Source organism: Streptomyces sp. NPDC090127 (assembly GCF_044746945.1).
Taxonomy (GTDB): Bacteria; Actinomycetota; Actinomycetes; order Streptomycetales; family Streptomycetaceae; genus Streptomyces.
This window is the reverse complement of sequence record NZ_JBIVDE010000007.1, coordinates 276,712-289,934: the sequence shown is the minus strand read 5'-3', so window position 1 is coordinate 289,934 and position 13,223 is coordinate 276,712. Positions and strand designations below refer to the sequence as shown.

General features: G+C 72.9%; 16 protein-coding genes and 6 tRNA genes. 9 read left to right on the top strand and 13 right to left on the bottom strand.

The genetic code is table 11. The features are described from left to right. Window positions 1-29: 29 nt before the first annotated feature. Window positions 30-104 (bottom strand) — tRNA-Val (locus tag ACIPPS_RS25970). Window positions 105-159: 55 nt separating this feature from the next. Beyond that, window positions 160-582 carry a TIGR02611 family protein gene (locus ACIPPS_RS25965; RefSeq protein ID WP_401436493.1) on the bottom strand — a complete coding sequence of 141 codons (423 nt, stop codon included), beginning with the start codon at window positions 580-582 and terminating at the stop codon, window positions 160-162. Between the two features lie 190 nt (window positions 583-772). Here ACIPPS_RS25965 and ACIPPS_RS25960 point away from each other — a divergent pair, with 190 nt between their 5' ends. Both ACIPPS_RS25960 and ACIPPS_RS25955 read left to right on the top strand, forming a co-directional pair. Continuing rightward, window positions 773-1,186, top strand: a complete 414-nt coding sequence (locus ACIPPS_RS25960) for an SsgA family sporulation/cell division regulator (protein WP_015032345.1) — start codon at window positions 773-775, stop codon at window positions 1,184-1,186. Between the two features lie 224 nt (window positions 1,187-1,410). Then, entirely contained in the window at window positions 1,411-1,968 is a 558-nt protein-coding gene (locus ACIPPS_RS25955; RefSeq protein ID WP_401436491.1) for a CGNR zinc finger domain-containing protein, read from the top strand. Window positions 1,969-2,037: 69 nt separating this feature from the next. Here the strand turns inward: ACIPPS_RS25955 and ACIPPS_RS25950 are convergent, their stop codons facing one another. Together ACIPPS_RS25950 and ACIPPS_RS25945 are read right to left on the bottom strand one after the other, a co-directional pair. Next, window positions 2,038-2,190 carry a hypothetical protein gene (locus tag ACIPPS_RS25950; RefSeq protein WP_401436488.1) on the bottom strand — a complete coding sequence of 51 codons (153 nt, stop codon included), beginning with the start codon at window positions 2,188-2,190 and terminating at the stop codon, window positions 2,038-2,040. Between the two features lie 316 nt (window positions 2,191-2,506). Next, a complete protein-coding gene (locus ACIPPS_RS25945) occupies window positions 2,507-2,932 on the bottom strand; it encodes a hypothetical protein (protein ID WP_401436486.1) in 426 nt (141 codons plus the stop codon). Between the two features lie 167 nt (window positions 2,933-3,099). Here ACIPPS_RS25945 and ACIPPS_RS25940 point away from each other — a divergent pair, with 167 nt between their 5' ends. Next, entirely contained in the window at window positions 3,100-3,615 is a 516-nt protein-coding gene (locus tag ACIPPS_RS25940; RefSeq protein ID WP_401436484.1) for a DsbA family protein, read from the top strand. A gap of 10 nt (window positions 3,616-3,625) precedes the next feature. Here ACIPPS_RS25940 and ACIPPS_RS25935 read toward each other — a convergent pair whose 3' ends face one another. The 3 genes from ACIPPS_RS25935 to ACIPPS_RS25925 are packed head-to-tail and all read right to left on the bottom strand — an operon-like array spanning window position 3,626 to window position 6,387. Then, window positions 3,626-4,465, bottom strand: a complete 840-nt coding sequence (locus ACIPPS_RS25935; RefSeq protein ID WP_401436481.1) for a GNAT family N-acetyltransferase — start codon at window positions 4,463-4,465, stop codon at window positions 3,626-3,628. A 42-nt stretch (window positions 4,466-4,507) separates the two neighbouring features. Continuing rightward, window positions 4,508-5,338 carry an aminotransferase class IV gene (locus ACIPPS_RS25930; RefSeq protein ID WP_401436478.1) on the bottom strand — a complete coding sequence of 277 codons (831 nt, stop codon included), beginning with the start codon at window positions 5,336-5,338 and terminating at the stop codon, window positions 4,508-4,510. Further along, window positions 5,335-6,387: a chorismate-binding protein gene (locus ACIPPS_RS25925; RefSeq protein ID WP_401436476.1), complete on the bottom strand. Its 1,053-nt coding sequence runs from the start codon at window positions 6,385-6,387 to the stop codon at window positions 5,335-5,337. The genes ACIPPS_RS25930 and ACIPPS_RS25925 overlap by 4 nt, the downstream gene beginning before the upstream one ends. Window positions 6,388-6,609: 222 nt before the next feature. Here ACIPPS_RS25925 and ACIPPS_RS25920 point away from each other — a divergent pair. The 5 genes from ACIPPS_RS25920 (at window position 6,610) to ACIPPS_RS25900 (ending at window position 7,100) form a co-directional block, all read left to right on the top strand. Then, window positions 6,610-6,682, top strand: a tRNA-Gly gene (locus ACIPPS_RS25920). 39 nt (window positions 6,683-6,721) lie between these two features. Further along, a tRNA-Cys gene (locus ACIPPS_RS25915) sits at window positions 6,722-6,795 on the top strand. A gap of 1 nt (window position 6,796) precedes the next feature. Beyond that, window positions 6,797-6,868, top strand: a tRNA-Val gene (locus ACIPPS_RS25910). Between the two features lie 39 nt (window positions 6,869-6,907). Beyond that, window positions 6,908-6,979, top strand: a tRNA-Val gene (locus tag ACIPPS_RS25905). 46 nt (window positions 6,980-7,025) lie between these two features. Continuing rightward, window positions 7,026-7,100: transfer RNA gene (locus ACIPPS_RS25900), tRNA-Val, on the top strand. 58 nt (window positions 7,101-7,158) lie between these two features. Here the strand turns inward: ACIPPS_RS25900 and ACIPPS_RS25895 are convergent. From ACIPPS_RS25895 to ACIPPS_RS25880, 4 genes are all read right to left on the bottom strand, one after another. Continuing rightward, on the bottom strand, window positions 7,159-7,446 hold the full coding sequence (locus tag ACIPPS_RS25895) for a zf-TFIIB domain-containing protein (RefSeq protein WP_401436473.1): 288 nt from the start codon (window positions 7,444-7,446) through the stop codon (window positions 7,159-7,161). A 40-nt stretch (window positions 7,447-7,486) separates the two neighbouring features. After that, window positions 7,487-8,590 (bottom strand): phosphotransferase family protein, encoded by a 1,104-nt coding sequence (locus ACIPPS_RS25890; protein WP_401436471.1) that lies wholly within the window; start codon window positions 8,588-8,590, stop codon window positions 7,487-7,489. A gap of 259 nt (window positions 8,591-8,849) precedes the next feature. Continuing rightward, the gene (locus tag ACIPPS_RS25885; protein WP_362004690.1) at window positions 8,850-9,017 is read right to left on the bottom strand and encodes a hypothetical protein; all 168 of its coding nucleotides are present in this window, start codon (window positions 9,015-9,017) and stop codon (window positions 8,850-8,852) included. Between the two features lie 187 nt (window positions 9,018-9,204). After that, complete coding sequence (locus ACIPPS_RS25880) at window positions 9,205-9,438, bottom strand: hypothetical protein (protein WP_137990476.1); 234 nt, start codon at window positions 9,436-9,438, stop codon at window positions 9,205-9,207. A gap of 196 nt (window positions 9,439-9,634) precedes the next feature. Between ACIPPS_RS25880 and ACIPPS_RS25875 the strand changes: the two genes are divergently transcribed. Then, window positions 9,635-10,771, top strand: a complete 1,137-nt coding sequence (locus tag ACIPPS_RS25875; RefSeq protein WP_401436467.1) for a protein kinase — start codon at window positions 9,635-9,637, stop codon at window positions 10,769-10,771. A gap of 175 nt (window positions 10,772-10,946) precedes the next feature. Here the strand turns inward: ACIPPS_RS25875 and ACIPPS_RS25870 are convergent, their stop codons facing one another. Both ACIPPS_RS25870 and cobA read right to left on the bottom strand, forming a co-directional pair. Beyond that, the gene (locus ACIPPS_RS25870) at window positions 10,947-11,765 is read right to left on the bottom strand and encodes a TrmH family RNA methyltransferase (RefSeq protein ID WP_401436465.1); all 819 of its coding nucleotides are present in this window, start codon (window positions 11,763-11,765) and stop codon (window positions 10,947-10,949) included. 118 nt (window positions 11,766-11,883) lie between these two features. Continuing rightward, window positions 11,884-13,128: a uroporphyrinogen-III C-methyltransferase gene (gene cobA, locus ACIPPS_RS25865; RefSeq protein ID WP_401436462.1), complete on the bottom strand. Its 1,245-nt coding sequence runs from the start codon at window positions 13,126-13,128 to the stop codon at window positions 11,884-11,886. Between the last annotated feature and the right edge of the window lie 95 nt (window positions 13,129-13,223).

The window sequence follows — 13,223 nt, the reverse complement described above, 5'->3', positions numbered from 1 at the left end:
GGATCCAGTCTCCGGGCCTTCGGTCCGGGTGGTGGGCGATACTGGGTTCGAACCAGTGACCTCTTCGGTGTGAACGAAGCGCTCTCCCACTGAGCTAATCGCCCGGGCGCACCGCAAACATTACCGCATGTCAGCCGGTGCCCCGACCGTCCTTCCGGGTCAGGTGTCGATCTTCCACGGCATGACGAAGCCGTACTTCCAGAGGTAGAAACCGAGCAGCACGCCGATGATCACCAGACCGACGGTGGTCAAGATGATGTTGCGCCGCCGGACCTTCGGGTCGAGCGCGCGCTGCGCCGCTTCGGTGACCTTCCGCTTCGTCCAGCGGAGCACGAGCTGGGCCCAGACGAACTCGGTGGCCCAGATCGCCATGCCGCCGAAGATCACCAGCCAGCCGGGGCCGGGCAGGGGCAGCATCACGATGCCGGCGCCCACCACCGCCAGCCCCACGATGAAGACGCCGACCTGCCAGCTCAGGTGCAGGGTCCGCCGGGCCTTGATGAACTCGGGGGCCCGGGATCCCAGCTCGGACTCCCCGTCGGCCGCGGACCCCCCGGCGCGCTCGTCACTCTCCGCATTCATGGTCCATAACCTACCGGACCGAGCGCCGTCACCGGTATGGCCGTATTACCCAAAGTTACACACCCCCATACGAGCTACCTGAACGACCACAAAACAGACAGAGGGGTTTACAACGGCACCGTAGGTGGCATGTCGATTTCGCCGACGTGCGAATCCCCGAGCGCACACTGAGCGAAAGGCCCTGGCGCTTATGAACACCACGGTCAGCTGCGAGCTGCACCTGCGCCTCGTTGTGTCGAGCGAGTCCTCACTGCCTGTACCCGCGGGCCTGCGGTATGACACGGCCGATCCGTATGCCGTGCACGCCACCTTCCACACCGGAGCCGAGGAGACGGTCGAGTGGGTCTTCGCCCGCGACCTTCTCGCCGAGGGGCTGCACCGGCCCACCGGCACCGGCGACGTCAGAGTCTGGCCGTCCCGCAGTCACGGTCAAGGCGTCGTCTGCATCGCGCTGAGCTCCCCCGAGGGCGAAGCACTGCTCGAAGCCCCTGCGAGGGCCCTGGAGTCGTTCCTCAAGCGGACCGACGCCGCCGTGCCACCCGGCACCGAGCACCGTCACTTCGATCTCGACACGGAGCTCTCCCACATCCTGGCCGACAGCTGAGCCAGGCCGAGAGCCGCACGGCGCCGTCCGACTCGGGGCGACGGCGCCGCGCGGACAACCGCATACGGCAGACATCGGCGTCCTCACCGCGCAGCCGGCGCGGCCGAGGGCGCCGATGCCCGTTTCCCGGCCGCTCCCGGTCCTCTCCCTGCGCCGCGCGGCGAAGCCGCTAGAGTCAGCGCAATTCCGCGGGCGCCCGCCCGCAGCCGGCCAGGGAGCGAATCGTGCTGATCCCCCACGACACCCGGATCGCCCTCGACACCGTCGTCGATCTGGTGAACACCGCGCCCGAGGGCGACCGTGGCGACGAGCTCGGAGACGTCCCTTCGCTGCGCACCTTCGTACGGGCCCACGACATCAGCGACGTCGGCGAGCTCACCGGCCGGGACCTGAAGGCCGTCCAGGAGGTACGGGCCAGGTTCACGGCGGTCTTCTCGGCCCCCGACGCCCGGATCGCGGCCACGCTGATCAACCAGCTGGTCGCCGCCGCGGGCACGACGCCGCAGCTCACCGACCACGACGGCTACGACTGGCACGTGCACTACTTCGCGCCGGGCGCCTCGGTCGCCGACCACCTCGCCGCCGACTGCGGCATGGCCCTGGCGTTCATCGTGGTCGCCGGTGAGCAGGAACGGCTGCGGCGCTGCGAGGCCCCCGACTGCGGCCGGGCCTTCGTCGATCTCTCCCGCAACCGCTCGCGCCGCTACTGCGACAGCCGCACCTGCGGTAACCGGCTGCACGTCGCCGCGTACCGGGCGCGCCGCAAGGAAGCCGCGGGCTGAGCCGACCCGCCGCCCTCGCCGTCGGCGGCCGTCACCGACCGGCCCGGCAGGGGGCGCCCCACCGCACCTTCACAGCAGGAAGAGGTCGTGCACGGCGGCGATCATGAGCAGACAGCCGATCACCGCGAGGAAGATCATCAGCGGCGGCTGGGACAGCGCGAACAGACAACCGCGCGGCTCTTCGGTGGGGGCGGGGACCTGATCCCGCGAGGTATCCAGCATCTCGGGGCGATCATGGCGCAGCCCTCCACGAGACCACCCGCAACACGCCCCTCGGCCGCGGCAGTTCATCACATCCCGTGGATGCGGGCGTCATCACAACCCGTGGACGCGGGCGTCACCACACCCCGTGGATGGGGGCGTCACCACACCCCGTGGATGCGGACGTCACCACACCGTCGGACGCGGGCGCGCGCAGCCGCGGCTGGACGCGGGCGGGCGCAGCCGCGGCTGGACGCGGGCGGGCGCAGCCGCGGCTGAATGCCGACGGGCGCAGCCGTGGCGGGCATGGCCGGGAGGGCGACGCTCGCCACGGCTGTCAGATCCCGTGCTTCTTCAGAATCGCCTCGATGTCGCTGAAGTCGTCCCCGGCCGTCTTGGCCTGCGGCTTCGGGGTCGCACCCCGCTGTCCGCCACCGAGCGACGGCGCGGACGCGGCCGGCGCGACGGCGCCCGGCATCTCGCCCTGCTCGGCCGCCTTCCGGCCCGATCTGCGCCGCTCGACGGCCCGGCTCGTCATGAAGAGCGCCCACGCCACACCGAGCACGCCGAAGCCCGCCCAGGCCGTCGGGCTGAAGGCCGTCTCGAAGGCCCACTCCACCGCCCCGGTCATGACCAGGCCGATGGGCACCAGCGCATAGGCGGCGATCCGCGTCGCGGCGAGGAAACGCTTGCGGTACGCCGTGATCGCGGCGATGCCCAGGCCCGCCACGGACACCGCGGAAAAAATGGTCTCGGCGAGCATGCGAGCCTCCTGGGCCAGGGCGATACGTCCCTTCCATCCTGCACCGGCGAGGGGCCCCGGGGCCACGTTCCGCCGCCGGTCTCAGGGAGATCTCCGGGTCTCCCCTGCGGGATCTCCTCCCCAGGTCCCGGTTGGGCCGGGCCCACGCGGGCTGGGAGACTGCTCCCATGAGCGACTCCACCACCCCGCCCGCCTCCGCCGTCACCGTGGAGGCATGGTTCGACCTCCAGTGCCCCGACTGCTTCCAGGCCCTCGACGACGTGCGCGCGCTGCGCGAGAAGTACGGCGAGCGGATCGACGTCCAGCTGCGGCACTTCCCGCTGGAGAAGCACAAGCACGCGTACGCCGCCGCCCAGGCCGCCGAGGAGGCGGCCGACCAGGGCAAGGGCTGGGCGTACGCGGAGGCGCTGCTGGCCAGGACGGCGGAGCTGGGCGAGCGGGGCGAGTCGGTGCTCCTGGACGTCGCCCGCGAACTGGGCCTGGACGCCGAGGAGTTCGACACCGCCCTGATCGACGGACGGCATCTGCTGACCGTCGACGCCGACCAGGCGGAGGGCAAGGCGATCAAGGTCACCGGCACCCCCACCTACGTCGTCGACGGCGAGCGGTTGGACGGCGGCCAGAGCCAGGACGGCCTGCGCGCGCGCATCGAGGAGATCACCGACCGCCTGCTCGCCGGCTAGGGGGCGCCCCCTAGAACAGCGGCTTCCAGCTGTTGACGAACGTCGTCCGGTAGCCGAGCGACTCGTAGAGCCGGATCGCCGGGGTGTTGCCCGCGAAGACATGGAGTCCGAGCAGACGCGCCCCGGCGCCGAGCGCGACCCCTTCGGCGACCAGCATCAGGGCCCGGCCGTAGCCGTGGCCCCGGTGGCCCTCGGCGACCGCGATGCCGTAGACGTAGCTCCCGTGGACACCGGGCTCCAGCTCGCGGTCGGCCGTCCACACATGGCCGACGGTCTCCCCGTCCCGTACCGCCACGTGGATCGCCGTGCCCGGGGAGTCCAGCCCCTCGGGCAGCAGCTGCCGATGGGCGGCCTCGGACTTGGCGCGGGCCCGGTCCTCGGCGACGCCCCGCTCGACCCAGCTCCGGGCGTAGCTCTCCCGGGCCTCCACCTCCCAGGGCCCGAACTCGGCGGGCGTCATGGGCCGGACCTCGATCCCGGAGGGCGGGGCCGGCGGCTCGGGCGGGAGTTCCTTGAGCATGTTCCTGCCGCGCTCGGTGTAGCCGAGTATCCGCGCCATCCGCAGCGCCGCCTCGGCCCGCGCCGGTACGGAGATCTGGACCTCGCCGCAGCCCCAGCCGCGCAGCACCTCCTCGGCGGCGAGCGCGGCGACCGCGCCCCGGCCCCGGCGGCGGTCCGGCTCCTCGATGCTCAGGGCCTGGATGGTCCCGGCTCCGGCGCCGAAGCCCGGCGCGGTGGCGAGGCGCACGGAACCCACGCGACGGCTGTTCACACAGACGTCGTACGTGCGGGACCGGTCGCCGTCGGGGGTCTGCTGAAGCGGCCCGGCCGGCCGCAGAGTGGTGGTCATCACGGGTGTTCTACCCACCTCGGGCCGGTCCGTCATCCGGATTTACCCGAGGCGCGGGTCCCGGTCGGCCCCCGCGCGCTCGTCGAAGACCCGCATCGCCTTGGCCGTCACCGGTCCCGGCGCGGGCGTCGTCGCACGACCGTCGACCCGGTGCACGGCCTGGATGTCACGGAGGGTCGAGGTCAGGAAGATCTCCTCGGCGCTCTCCAGGACGTCCAGCGGCAGGTCGGCCTCGACCGCCCCCGTCCACTCGACGACGAGGGCGCGGGTGATGCCGGCCAGGCAGCCGGAGGAGACGGGCGGGGTGTGGATCCGGCCGTCCAGCACGACGAAGACGTTGGATCCCGTCCCCTCGCAGAGCTGCCCGACGGTGTTGGCGAACAGCGCCTCGGACGCGCCCTGTTCGCGGGCCCGGGCGAGGGCGACGACGTTCTCGGCGTACGACGTGGTCTTCAGGCCGGTGAGCGCGCCGCGCTCGTTCCGGGTCCAGGGCACCGTGATCACGGCGGTGGTGTCGGGACGGCGGCCCGACTCCCCGAGCCCCACGACGAGGCTGGGCCCGGCGTCGCCGCGCTCGGAGCCGAGCGGGGAGAGCCCGCCGGTGTACGTGATACGGAGCCGGCCGAGCTCCATCGGGTTGGCCTCCAGGACGGCCGCGCAGGCACGGCGGACCTCGTCGAGGTCGGGGTCGGGCAGACCCAGGCCGCGCGCGGAGCGGGTGAGGCGCTCCAGGTGGAGGGTGAGCGCGAAGGTCCCGCCACGCTCGGCCTTGACCGTCTCGAAGACGCCGTCGCCGACGGTCAGACCGTGGTCCAGGACGGACACCTGGGCTTCCTCCGCGTCGCGCAGTCCGCCGTTGACCCAGAGTTTCATCGCGATATGGCCTTTCCGCTCGCCTCGTACGCGCCCGACGCTACCGCCAGCAGCCGGGACGCCTTCAACTCGGTCTCCGCCCACTCGCGCTCGGGGTCCGAACCCCATGTGATGCCGGCGCCGGTGCCGAAGCGCAGCACGCCCTCGGGGCGGTCGATCCAGAAGGTCCTTATGCCGACGGCCAGCTCGGCGGTGCGGCGGTCGGCGTCGACCCAGCCGATGCCACCGCAGTACGGGCCGCGCGGGGCGGTCTCCAGGGCCTCGATGATCCGCAGGGCGCTCGACTTCGGGGCGCCCGTGACGGAGCCGGGCGGGAACGTCGCGGCCAGCAGCTCCGGCCAGCCCGCCCCCGCCGCGAGCTCGCCGCGCACGGTGGAGACGAGGTGGACCAGGCCCGGGTGGGGCTCGACGGCGCAGAGCTCGGGCACGGTGACCGAGCCGGTCGCACAGACCCGGCCGAGGTCGTTCCGTACGAGGTCCACGATCATCACGTTCTCGGCGTGGTCCTTCTCCAGCAGATCCTCCGCGGTGCGCCCGGTGCCCTTGATCGGGCCGGACTCGACGGTGCGGCCCGCGCGGCGCAGATAGAGCTCGGGGGACGCGGTCGCGATCTCCACCCCGTGCCCGGGCAGCCGAATCGTTCCGGCGTACGGAGCGGGGTTGCCGCGGGCCAGCAGCGCGGTGAGGGCGTCGACGTCGGCGGCGCGGGGGTCGGGCAGCGGCGCGGACATCACGCGGCAGAGATTGGCCTGATAGACCTCCCCGCGCGCTATGTGCTCCCGGATGCGGCGGACGCCCGCCGTGTACGCGGCGCGGTCGAGGGAGGACGTCCAGTCACCGGTCGCGGGACCGCGCCAGGCGCCCGGAGCGGGCGCGGGGACGGGTGCGCTCCGTACGTCGCCGAAGCGGGCGCAGGTCAGACGGCCCTCGAAGTCCGCGGAGACGGTCCAGAAGCCGGCGGAGTCCAGGGCCGCGGGATCACTGGTGACATCCCGCAGGTCGGTCGCGACGAGGCCGCCGAAGCGGGCCAGAGGAGCAAGGTCGTGCACGGATCGAGTCTATGGCGGGCACCGAGACCGGCGGCGGACACCGATCGGGGGACGGCTGCCTGCCACCTTCGGGACACGGGGAGTGAACGGCGCGGGAACCTCTCCGCCGCCCCGGCTCCCTGTGCAGCTCAGCACGCTGCGGAAACGCGTTTTTGTGCTGGCCCAGGAATCCGCTAGAGTTCAACACGTCGCCGGGACGCGCAAGCGAAACGGAAACGACAAGCGGACGTGGCTCAGTTGGTAGAGCATCACCTTGCCAAGGTGAGGGTCGCGAGTTCGAATCTCGTCGTCCGCTCGATGTTGGGGGATCTTCCCGAACCCCCGTCTCACTCCTGGTGGAGTGGCCGAGAGGCGAGGCAACGGCCTGCAAAGCCGTCTACACGGGTTCAAATCCCGTCTCCACCTCCAAGCGCGATTAGCTCAGCGGGAGAGCGCTTCCCTGACACGGAAGAGGTCACTGGTTCAATCCCAGTATCGCGCACGCAGAACAACCGAAGATCCGGTCCGCATGGGCCGTCCCGCGCGATTAGCTCAGCGGGAGAGCGCTTCCCTGACACGGAAGAGGTCACTGGTTCAATCCCAGTATCGCGCACGTAGCACGCAGTAACACCTGGTCCTGGATGGTTCGGGACCGTCCCGCGCGATTAGCTCAGCGGGAGAGCGCTTCCCTGACACGGAAGAGGTCACTGGTTCAATCCCAGTATCGCGCACCATACGTCGAAGCCCCCGGCCGCCTCTCGCGGTCGGGGGCTTCGTCGTGCCCGCTCCCCGTCAGGAGGAGAAGAGCATCCGGCCGAAGCCGCGCTGGTGGTGACCGCCGTGGTGTCCGCCGTGGTGCTGCGGGGCGCCCCAGGCGGGCGCGACGGGAGCGCCCTGGGCCGGGTAGGCCGGCGGGGCGGGCGGGGGCGGAGCCTGCTGCACCCACTGGGACTCGAGCCGGGTCAGGGACTCCAGCTCGCCGTAGTCCAGGAATATCCCGCGGCAGCCGCTGCACTGCTCGATCTGGACGCCGTTGCGGTTGTACGTGTGCATCGCTGCGTGGCACTTGGGACACTGCATGGTCGGCTCAACTCCCTGCGGTTCGAATGGTGCTTTCAGCTTATGGGGACGCGGGCCGGGCCAACTCGGTTCGGAGCGACCCGATTCGGGCGCAGGTGTCGATCATCACTTCCTCCACCTCGTCGAGCGGCCGGTTCTCGGCGGAGGACTTGGCGAGGGCGAGCGCGGCGGTCTGGACGGTCAGGGCGCGGGCGGGAAGGTCCAGTTGGGCCCAGGGGTCGCGGGCGTCGCGGGCGGGGTGCGCCTCGTGGGCGTCGGGTGCGTGGTGGGCATCGGGCGCGCGGTGGGCGTGGGGCGCATGGTGGGCATCGGGCGCGTGGTGTGCGTCGGGCGCGTCGGTGGTACGGGTTCCGACGGCCGGGCCGCCGCACTCCCGGTACGCGTCGAGGAACCGGGTCCAGACCTCGGGCGGCAGCAGGCCGGCGGCGAACCAGGCGGCGGGACGGGCCAGGTCCCAGGCGGGGTCGCCGAGACCGAGGTCGTCCACGTCGATGAGGACCCAGGGGGCGCCGGGGACCCGGGGGTCGCGGACGAGCTGGCCCAGGTGGAAGTCGCCGTGGCAGAGGAGGGGGCGGTGGGCCGGCTCCTCCGGGAGGGTGCGCCAGGCGCGGAGCACGGTCTCGACGGCGGGTCGGGGCGCGGTGGAGCGGCGCATCCGTTCGACGGCGAGGGCGGCCTTGGCGGGCGCGCGCATGGGCGGGATCGGGAGGTGGGCGGGCGGCGGGGTGCGATGGAGCCGGGCCAGGAGCCGCGCGGCATCCTCCCAGGGGGCGGCGTCGGGGTCGGTGGGGTCGACGGGGGTGCCGTAGGGCCAGGCGGTGCGGGGGCGGACGCCGTCGGGGTCGGGGGCGGTCCGGGGGCGGGGCGGGAGGGGGGTCCCGTCCAGCTCGCGGAGCGGGTGGGGCGGGAGGAGGATCCCGTCCAGCTCGCGGAGCCCGGCGACGTCGATGCGGGCTCGGTGCGCGGGGAGATCCGTGCCCGGGGCGTGCGCCTTGACGACGACGGCGCCGTGCCGGACGACGGTGCCGTCGTCCCGATCGGCGAGCACGGTGGTCGCGTGCGGCGCGCACGGGCACGTGGGGTCGACCTGGTGCGCCGCGCGGCGCGCGAGGACGCTGAGCTGTTCGAGTTCGCCGTGCTCCACGGGGGGAGCGTACGCGTTGTCAGCAGGGGGGTGGGGGCCCGCCTGCCGCCGCGGTCAGGGGGCCGCCCGCCGTGGACACCGAGGGGGCTGTTGCCAGGGGGGCGTGCTTCGCTGTGCGCGCCCGTACCGGGAAAGCGCGAGGGCCGGTCAGCTCCCCAGCTGACCGGCCGCACGCTGCCGTCCGCCGCACCCCCGTCCCCACGGGGTTGTTGGCCGGATGTCCCCGACCCGAGCCGCTCTCCCGGGTCCGGGGCGCCGCTCAGCGCCCCAGCATCACGCCCACGGACGACGCCTGTGTGACCACTGCGTCCCAGCCGCCGAAGACGACGACCAGCAGGGTCGCGAGAGGGAGGACCATGGCGGTCGCCACCAGGGGGTGGCGGCGGCCCGAGGGACGGGTGGTGATCCGCGAAACCGGGTACGCCATGGTTCCTCTCCTGTCGAGTTGGCAGCGGCGGGTGTCTGACCTCGGGGGACGAGTGCTGCACCCGCCGCTTGACTTCAACACTAGGGACCCGGCACCGCCCGGACGTCATGCCCGCGTACCGAATACCGGGCCTACGGGAGGATGACGCGTACCCCCACGGCGTACTCCCCAGGGTGGAGAGACCGGCCTAGGACTGAGGGTCTTCCCGGAGGGGGACCGGCTGCTCGACCAGCGCGAGGACCCGGCTCGCCATGAAGCGGGCCGTCCGGACGACCACCCCCGTGCGCGTGACTTCGCTCACTTCCACCACCCCTCTCCGTACCGCCGTCTCCACCCTCCGGCCCGCCCTGCTTGCCACCACTTCGTACGTCCGAGTCGTGTCCCCCGCGTCCACGACTATCTCCACACGATCACCCTTCATCGGCCGAATCCCCCTTCCGCTGTTGGATATTTGGAGAATTCCGAAGTCGGGCCGCGGCTCCGCGCCCGCGTCCTGACCACCCCTCAAGTGTCCTCCCCAGCACTGACAATCGATCCGCGCGCGAGGGCGCGGCCTATGAGCACACCGGGGCGTCCATACGTAAGCTGTGCCACGTCGAACGGACGAGGGGACGGACATGGCGATGATGCGGCTCCGGCGCGAGGATCCGCGGATCGTCGGGTCGTTCCGGCTCCACCGCCGGCTCGGGGCCGGTGGGATGGGGGTCGTGTACCTGGGATCCGACCGGCGCGGACAGCGGGTGGCGCTGAAGGTGATCCGGCCGGATCTGGCCGAGGACCAGGAGTTCCGTTCCCGGTTCGCCCGCGAGGTGTCCGCCGCCCGGCGGATCCGGGGCGGCTGTACGGCCCGACTCGTCGCCGCCGACCTGGATGCCGACCGCCCCTGGTTCGCCACCCAGTACGTGCCCGGCCCCTCCCTGCACGACCGTGTCGCCGAAGAGGGGCCGCTGCGGGCCGCCGACGTCGCCGCCATCGGGGCCGCGCTCTCGGAGGGCCTGGTCGCCGTCCACGAGGCCGGTGTCGTCCACCGGGACCTCAAGCCGTCGAACATCCTGCTCTCCCCCAAGGGCCCTCGGATCATCGACTTCGGCATCGCCTGGGCCACCGGCGCCAGCACCCTCACCCACGTGGGCACCGCCGTCGGCTCCCCCGGTTTCCTCGCGCCCGAGCAGGTGCGGGGCGCGGCCGTCACCCCGGCGACGGACGTCTTCTCGCTGGGCGCCACCCTGGCGTACGCGGCGATGGCGGACTCGCCGTTCGGGCACGGCAGTTCGGAGGTCATGCTCTACCGGGTGGTGCACGAGGAGCCGCAGCTCGGCGGCGTACCGGACGCGCTGGCGCCGCTCGTCCGGGCCTGTCTGGCCAAGGATCCCGAGGACCGTCCCAGCACCCTCCAGCTGTCCATGCGACTCAAGGAGATCGCCGCCCGTGAGGCCCAGGGGCTGCCCGCCGCCCGTCCGCCCGCCCAGCGGGAGCGTACGGAGCAGACGACCGGCAGCCGGCCCACGGAGCGCTACACCGAGCGCACCACCGACTCGCGGCCGTCCTCCCCGTCACGTACCGGCGGCCGGTCCGCTCCGCAGTCGCGGCCCAACGGCCGTCCCACGCCCTCCCGGCCCGGCGGCGCGCGCAGCACGTCGACCGGCCGGCGGCCCGCCAACCCCCGGCTGCTGCGCCAGCGGCTCTTCGTCTTCGTCGTGGTGACGGTGGTCGTGGCGCTGGGGATCGCGGCCGCTCAGGCGCTGCAGGGCTAGCGGCCGCCCGTCGGTCCCGCGGGCGGCCGTTGCAGGGCTAGGGCCGACCCGTCAGTCCTGCGGGCGGCCGTTGCAGGGCTGGCGCCCGACGCGTCAGTCCCGCGGGCGGCCGTGGCAGGGCTAGGTCCGGCCCGTCAGTCCTGCGGGCGGCCGTTGCAGGGCTAGGGCCGGCCCGTCAGTCCTGCGGGCGGCCGCTCGCCACCGCGTAGAACGCCACGGCCGCCGCCGCGCCCACGTTGAGCGAGTCCACTCCGTGCGCCATCGGGATCCGGACCCACTCGTCCGCCGCCCTGAGCGCCTGGGTGGACAGACCGTCGCCCTCCGCGCCCAGCATCAGGGCCGCCCGCTCCAGCTTGTGCGGGGCCGCCACGTCGATCGGGGAGGCCTTCTCGTCCGGGGTGAGGGCGAGCAGCTTGAAGCCCGCCTCCCGTACCGCCTCCAGGCCGCGCGGCCAGGTCTCCAGGCGGGCGTACGGGACCGAGAAGACCGCGCCCATGGAGACCTTCACGGACCGGCGGTACAGCGGGTCCGCGCAGTCCGGGGAGAGGATCACCGCGTCCATGCCGAGCGCGGCCGCGCTGCGGAAGATGGCGCCGATGTTGGTGTGGTCGTTGACCGACTCCATCACCGCGACCCTGCGGGCCGGACGCAGCAGGTCCTCCGCGCTCGGCAGCGGCTTGCGCTGCATGGAGGCGAGGGCGCCGCGGTGGACGTGGTAGCCGGTGACGCGCTCGGCGAGCTCCGGCTGCACCGCGTACACGGGCGCCGGGACCTCGTCGATGACGTCGCGCATGACGTCGACCCACTTGGCCGAGAGCAGCATCGACCGCATCTCGTACCCGGCCTGCCTGGCCCGGCGGATGACCTTCTCGCCCTCGGCGATGAACAGGCCCTCGGCGGGCTCGCGCCTGCGGCGCAGCTCCACGTCGGTCAGGCCGGTGTAGTCGCGCAGGCGCGGGTCGTCAGGGTCGTCGATCGTGATGAGTTCGGCCACGGGGTGATACTGCCTTGTCCGGGGTGCGGTGCCAATGTGTGCGCTGCGGCGGGGGTTCGGTCACCCCCTGTTACTGCTGCGGCGTGGTCACTTCATGACGGCGCCACAGCAGTCGGCTTTACGGCTTCACCAGCTTTTCGGGGCCCTCGGCCACCACGTCGCCGATGACGATGACCGCCGGCGGGCGGACCTCCTGGGCCACGACCGTCTCCGCGACCGTCGCCAGGGTGGCGTCGACCCGACGCTGCGTCGCCGTCGTGCCCTCCTGGATGAGGGCGAGCGGGGTGTCGGGGGACTTGCCGTGCGCGACGAGCGCCTCGGCGATCTTCCCGATCTTGTCGACGCCCATGAGGATCACCAGCGTGCCGGTGAGCTTGGCGAGCGACGCCCAGTCGACGAGGGACCGCGGATCGTCGGGCGCCACATGGCCGCTGACGACGGTGAACTCGTGGGCCACCCCGCGGTGCGTGACCGGGATGCCCGCCGCGCCGGGGACGGAGATCGAGCTGGAGATCCCGGGCACGACCGTGCAGGCGATGCCCTCCGCCGCGAGTGCCTGCGCCTCCTCCATGCCCCTGCCGAAGACGAAGGGGTCGCCGCCCTTGAGCCGTACGACCGACTTGCCGGCCTTGGCGTGCTCGATCAGCGCGTTGTTGATGGCCTCCTGGGCCATGAACCGGCCGTACGGGATCTTCGCCGCGTCGATCACCTCGACGTGCGGGGGCAGTTCGGCGAGCAGGTCGCGGGGGCCGAGGCGGTCGGCGATGACCACGTCGGCCTCGGCGAGCAGGCGGCGGCCGCGGACCGTGATCAGGTCGGGGTCACCGGGGCCGCCGCCGACCAGCGCCACGAAGTTCGTACGGGAGCGCTGCGCGGGGGCGGCGATCGAGCCGTCCCGGAGGCCCTCGACGATCGCGTCGCGCACGGCGGCGGAGCGGCGCGGGTCGTGGCCGGTGAGCACGGCGACGGTGACGCCCTCGCTGCGGCCGGTCGCCGGGGTCCACGCGGTGGCCGCCTCGGCGTCGTCGGAGCGCACGCACCAGGTCTTCGTCCGCTCGGCCTCGGCGGAGGCGGCCGCGTTGGCGACGGCGTCGCTGGTGGCGACGAGCGCGTACCAGGCGTCGGCGATGTCCCCGTCCTCGTACCGGCGCTTCACCCAGGTGATCTCGCCGGCCTCGGCCATCGCCTCGACGGACGGGGTCGCGGACGGGGAGATCAGGGTGACGTCGGCGCCGGCCGCGATCAGGGCCGGGAGCCGGCGCTGGGCGACCTGGCCGCCGCCGAGGACGATGACGCGCCGGCCGGAGAGGCGGAGGCCTACGGGGTAGGCGGGGGTCGCGGCGGAGGCGGCGGGGTCAGCCATGGGTGTGCGGCTCCTCGGAAGGGCGGTGTGACGGGGGCCGCTGCGGCGGTGAAGCGGCTGGTGGGGACGCGGGTGGGGCGGTGCGAGGCCCTGGT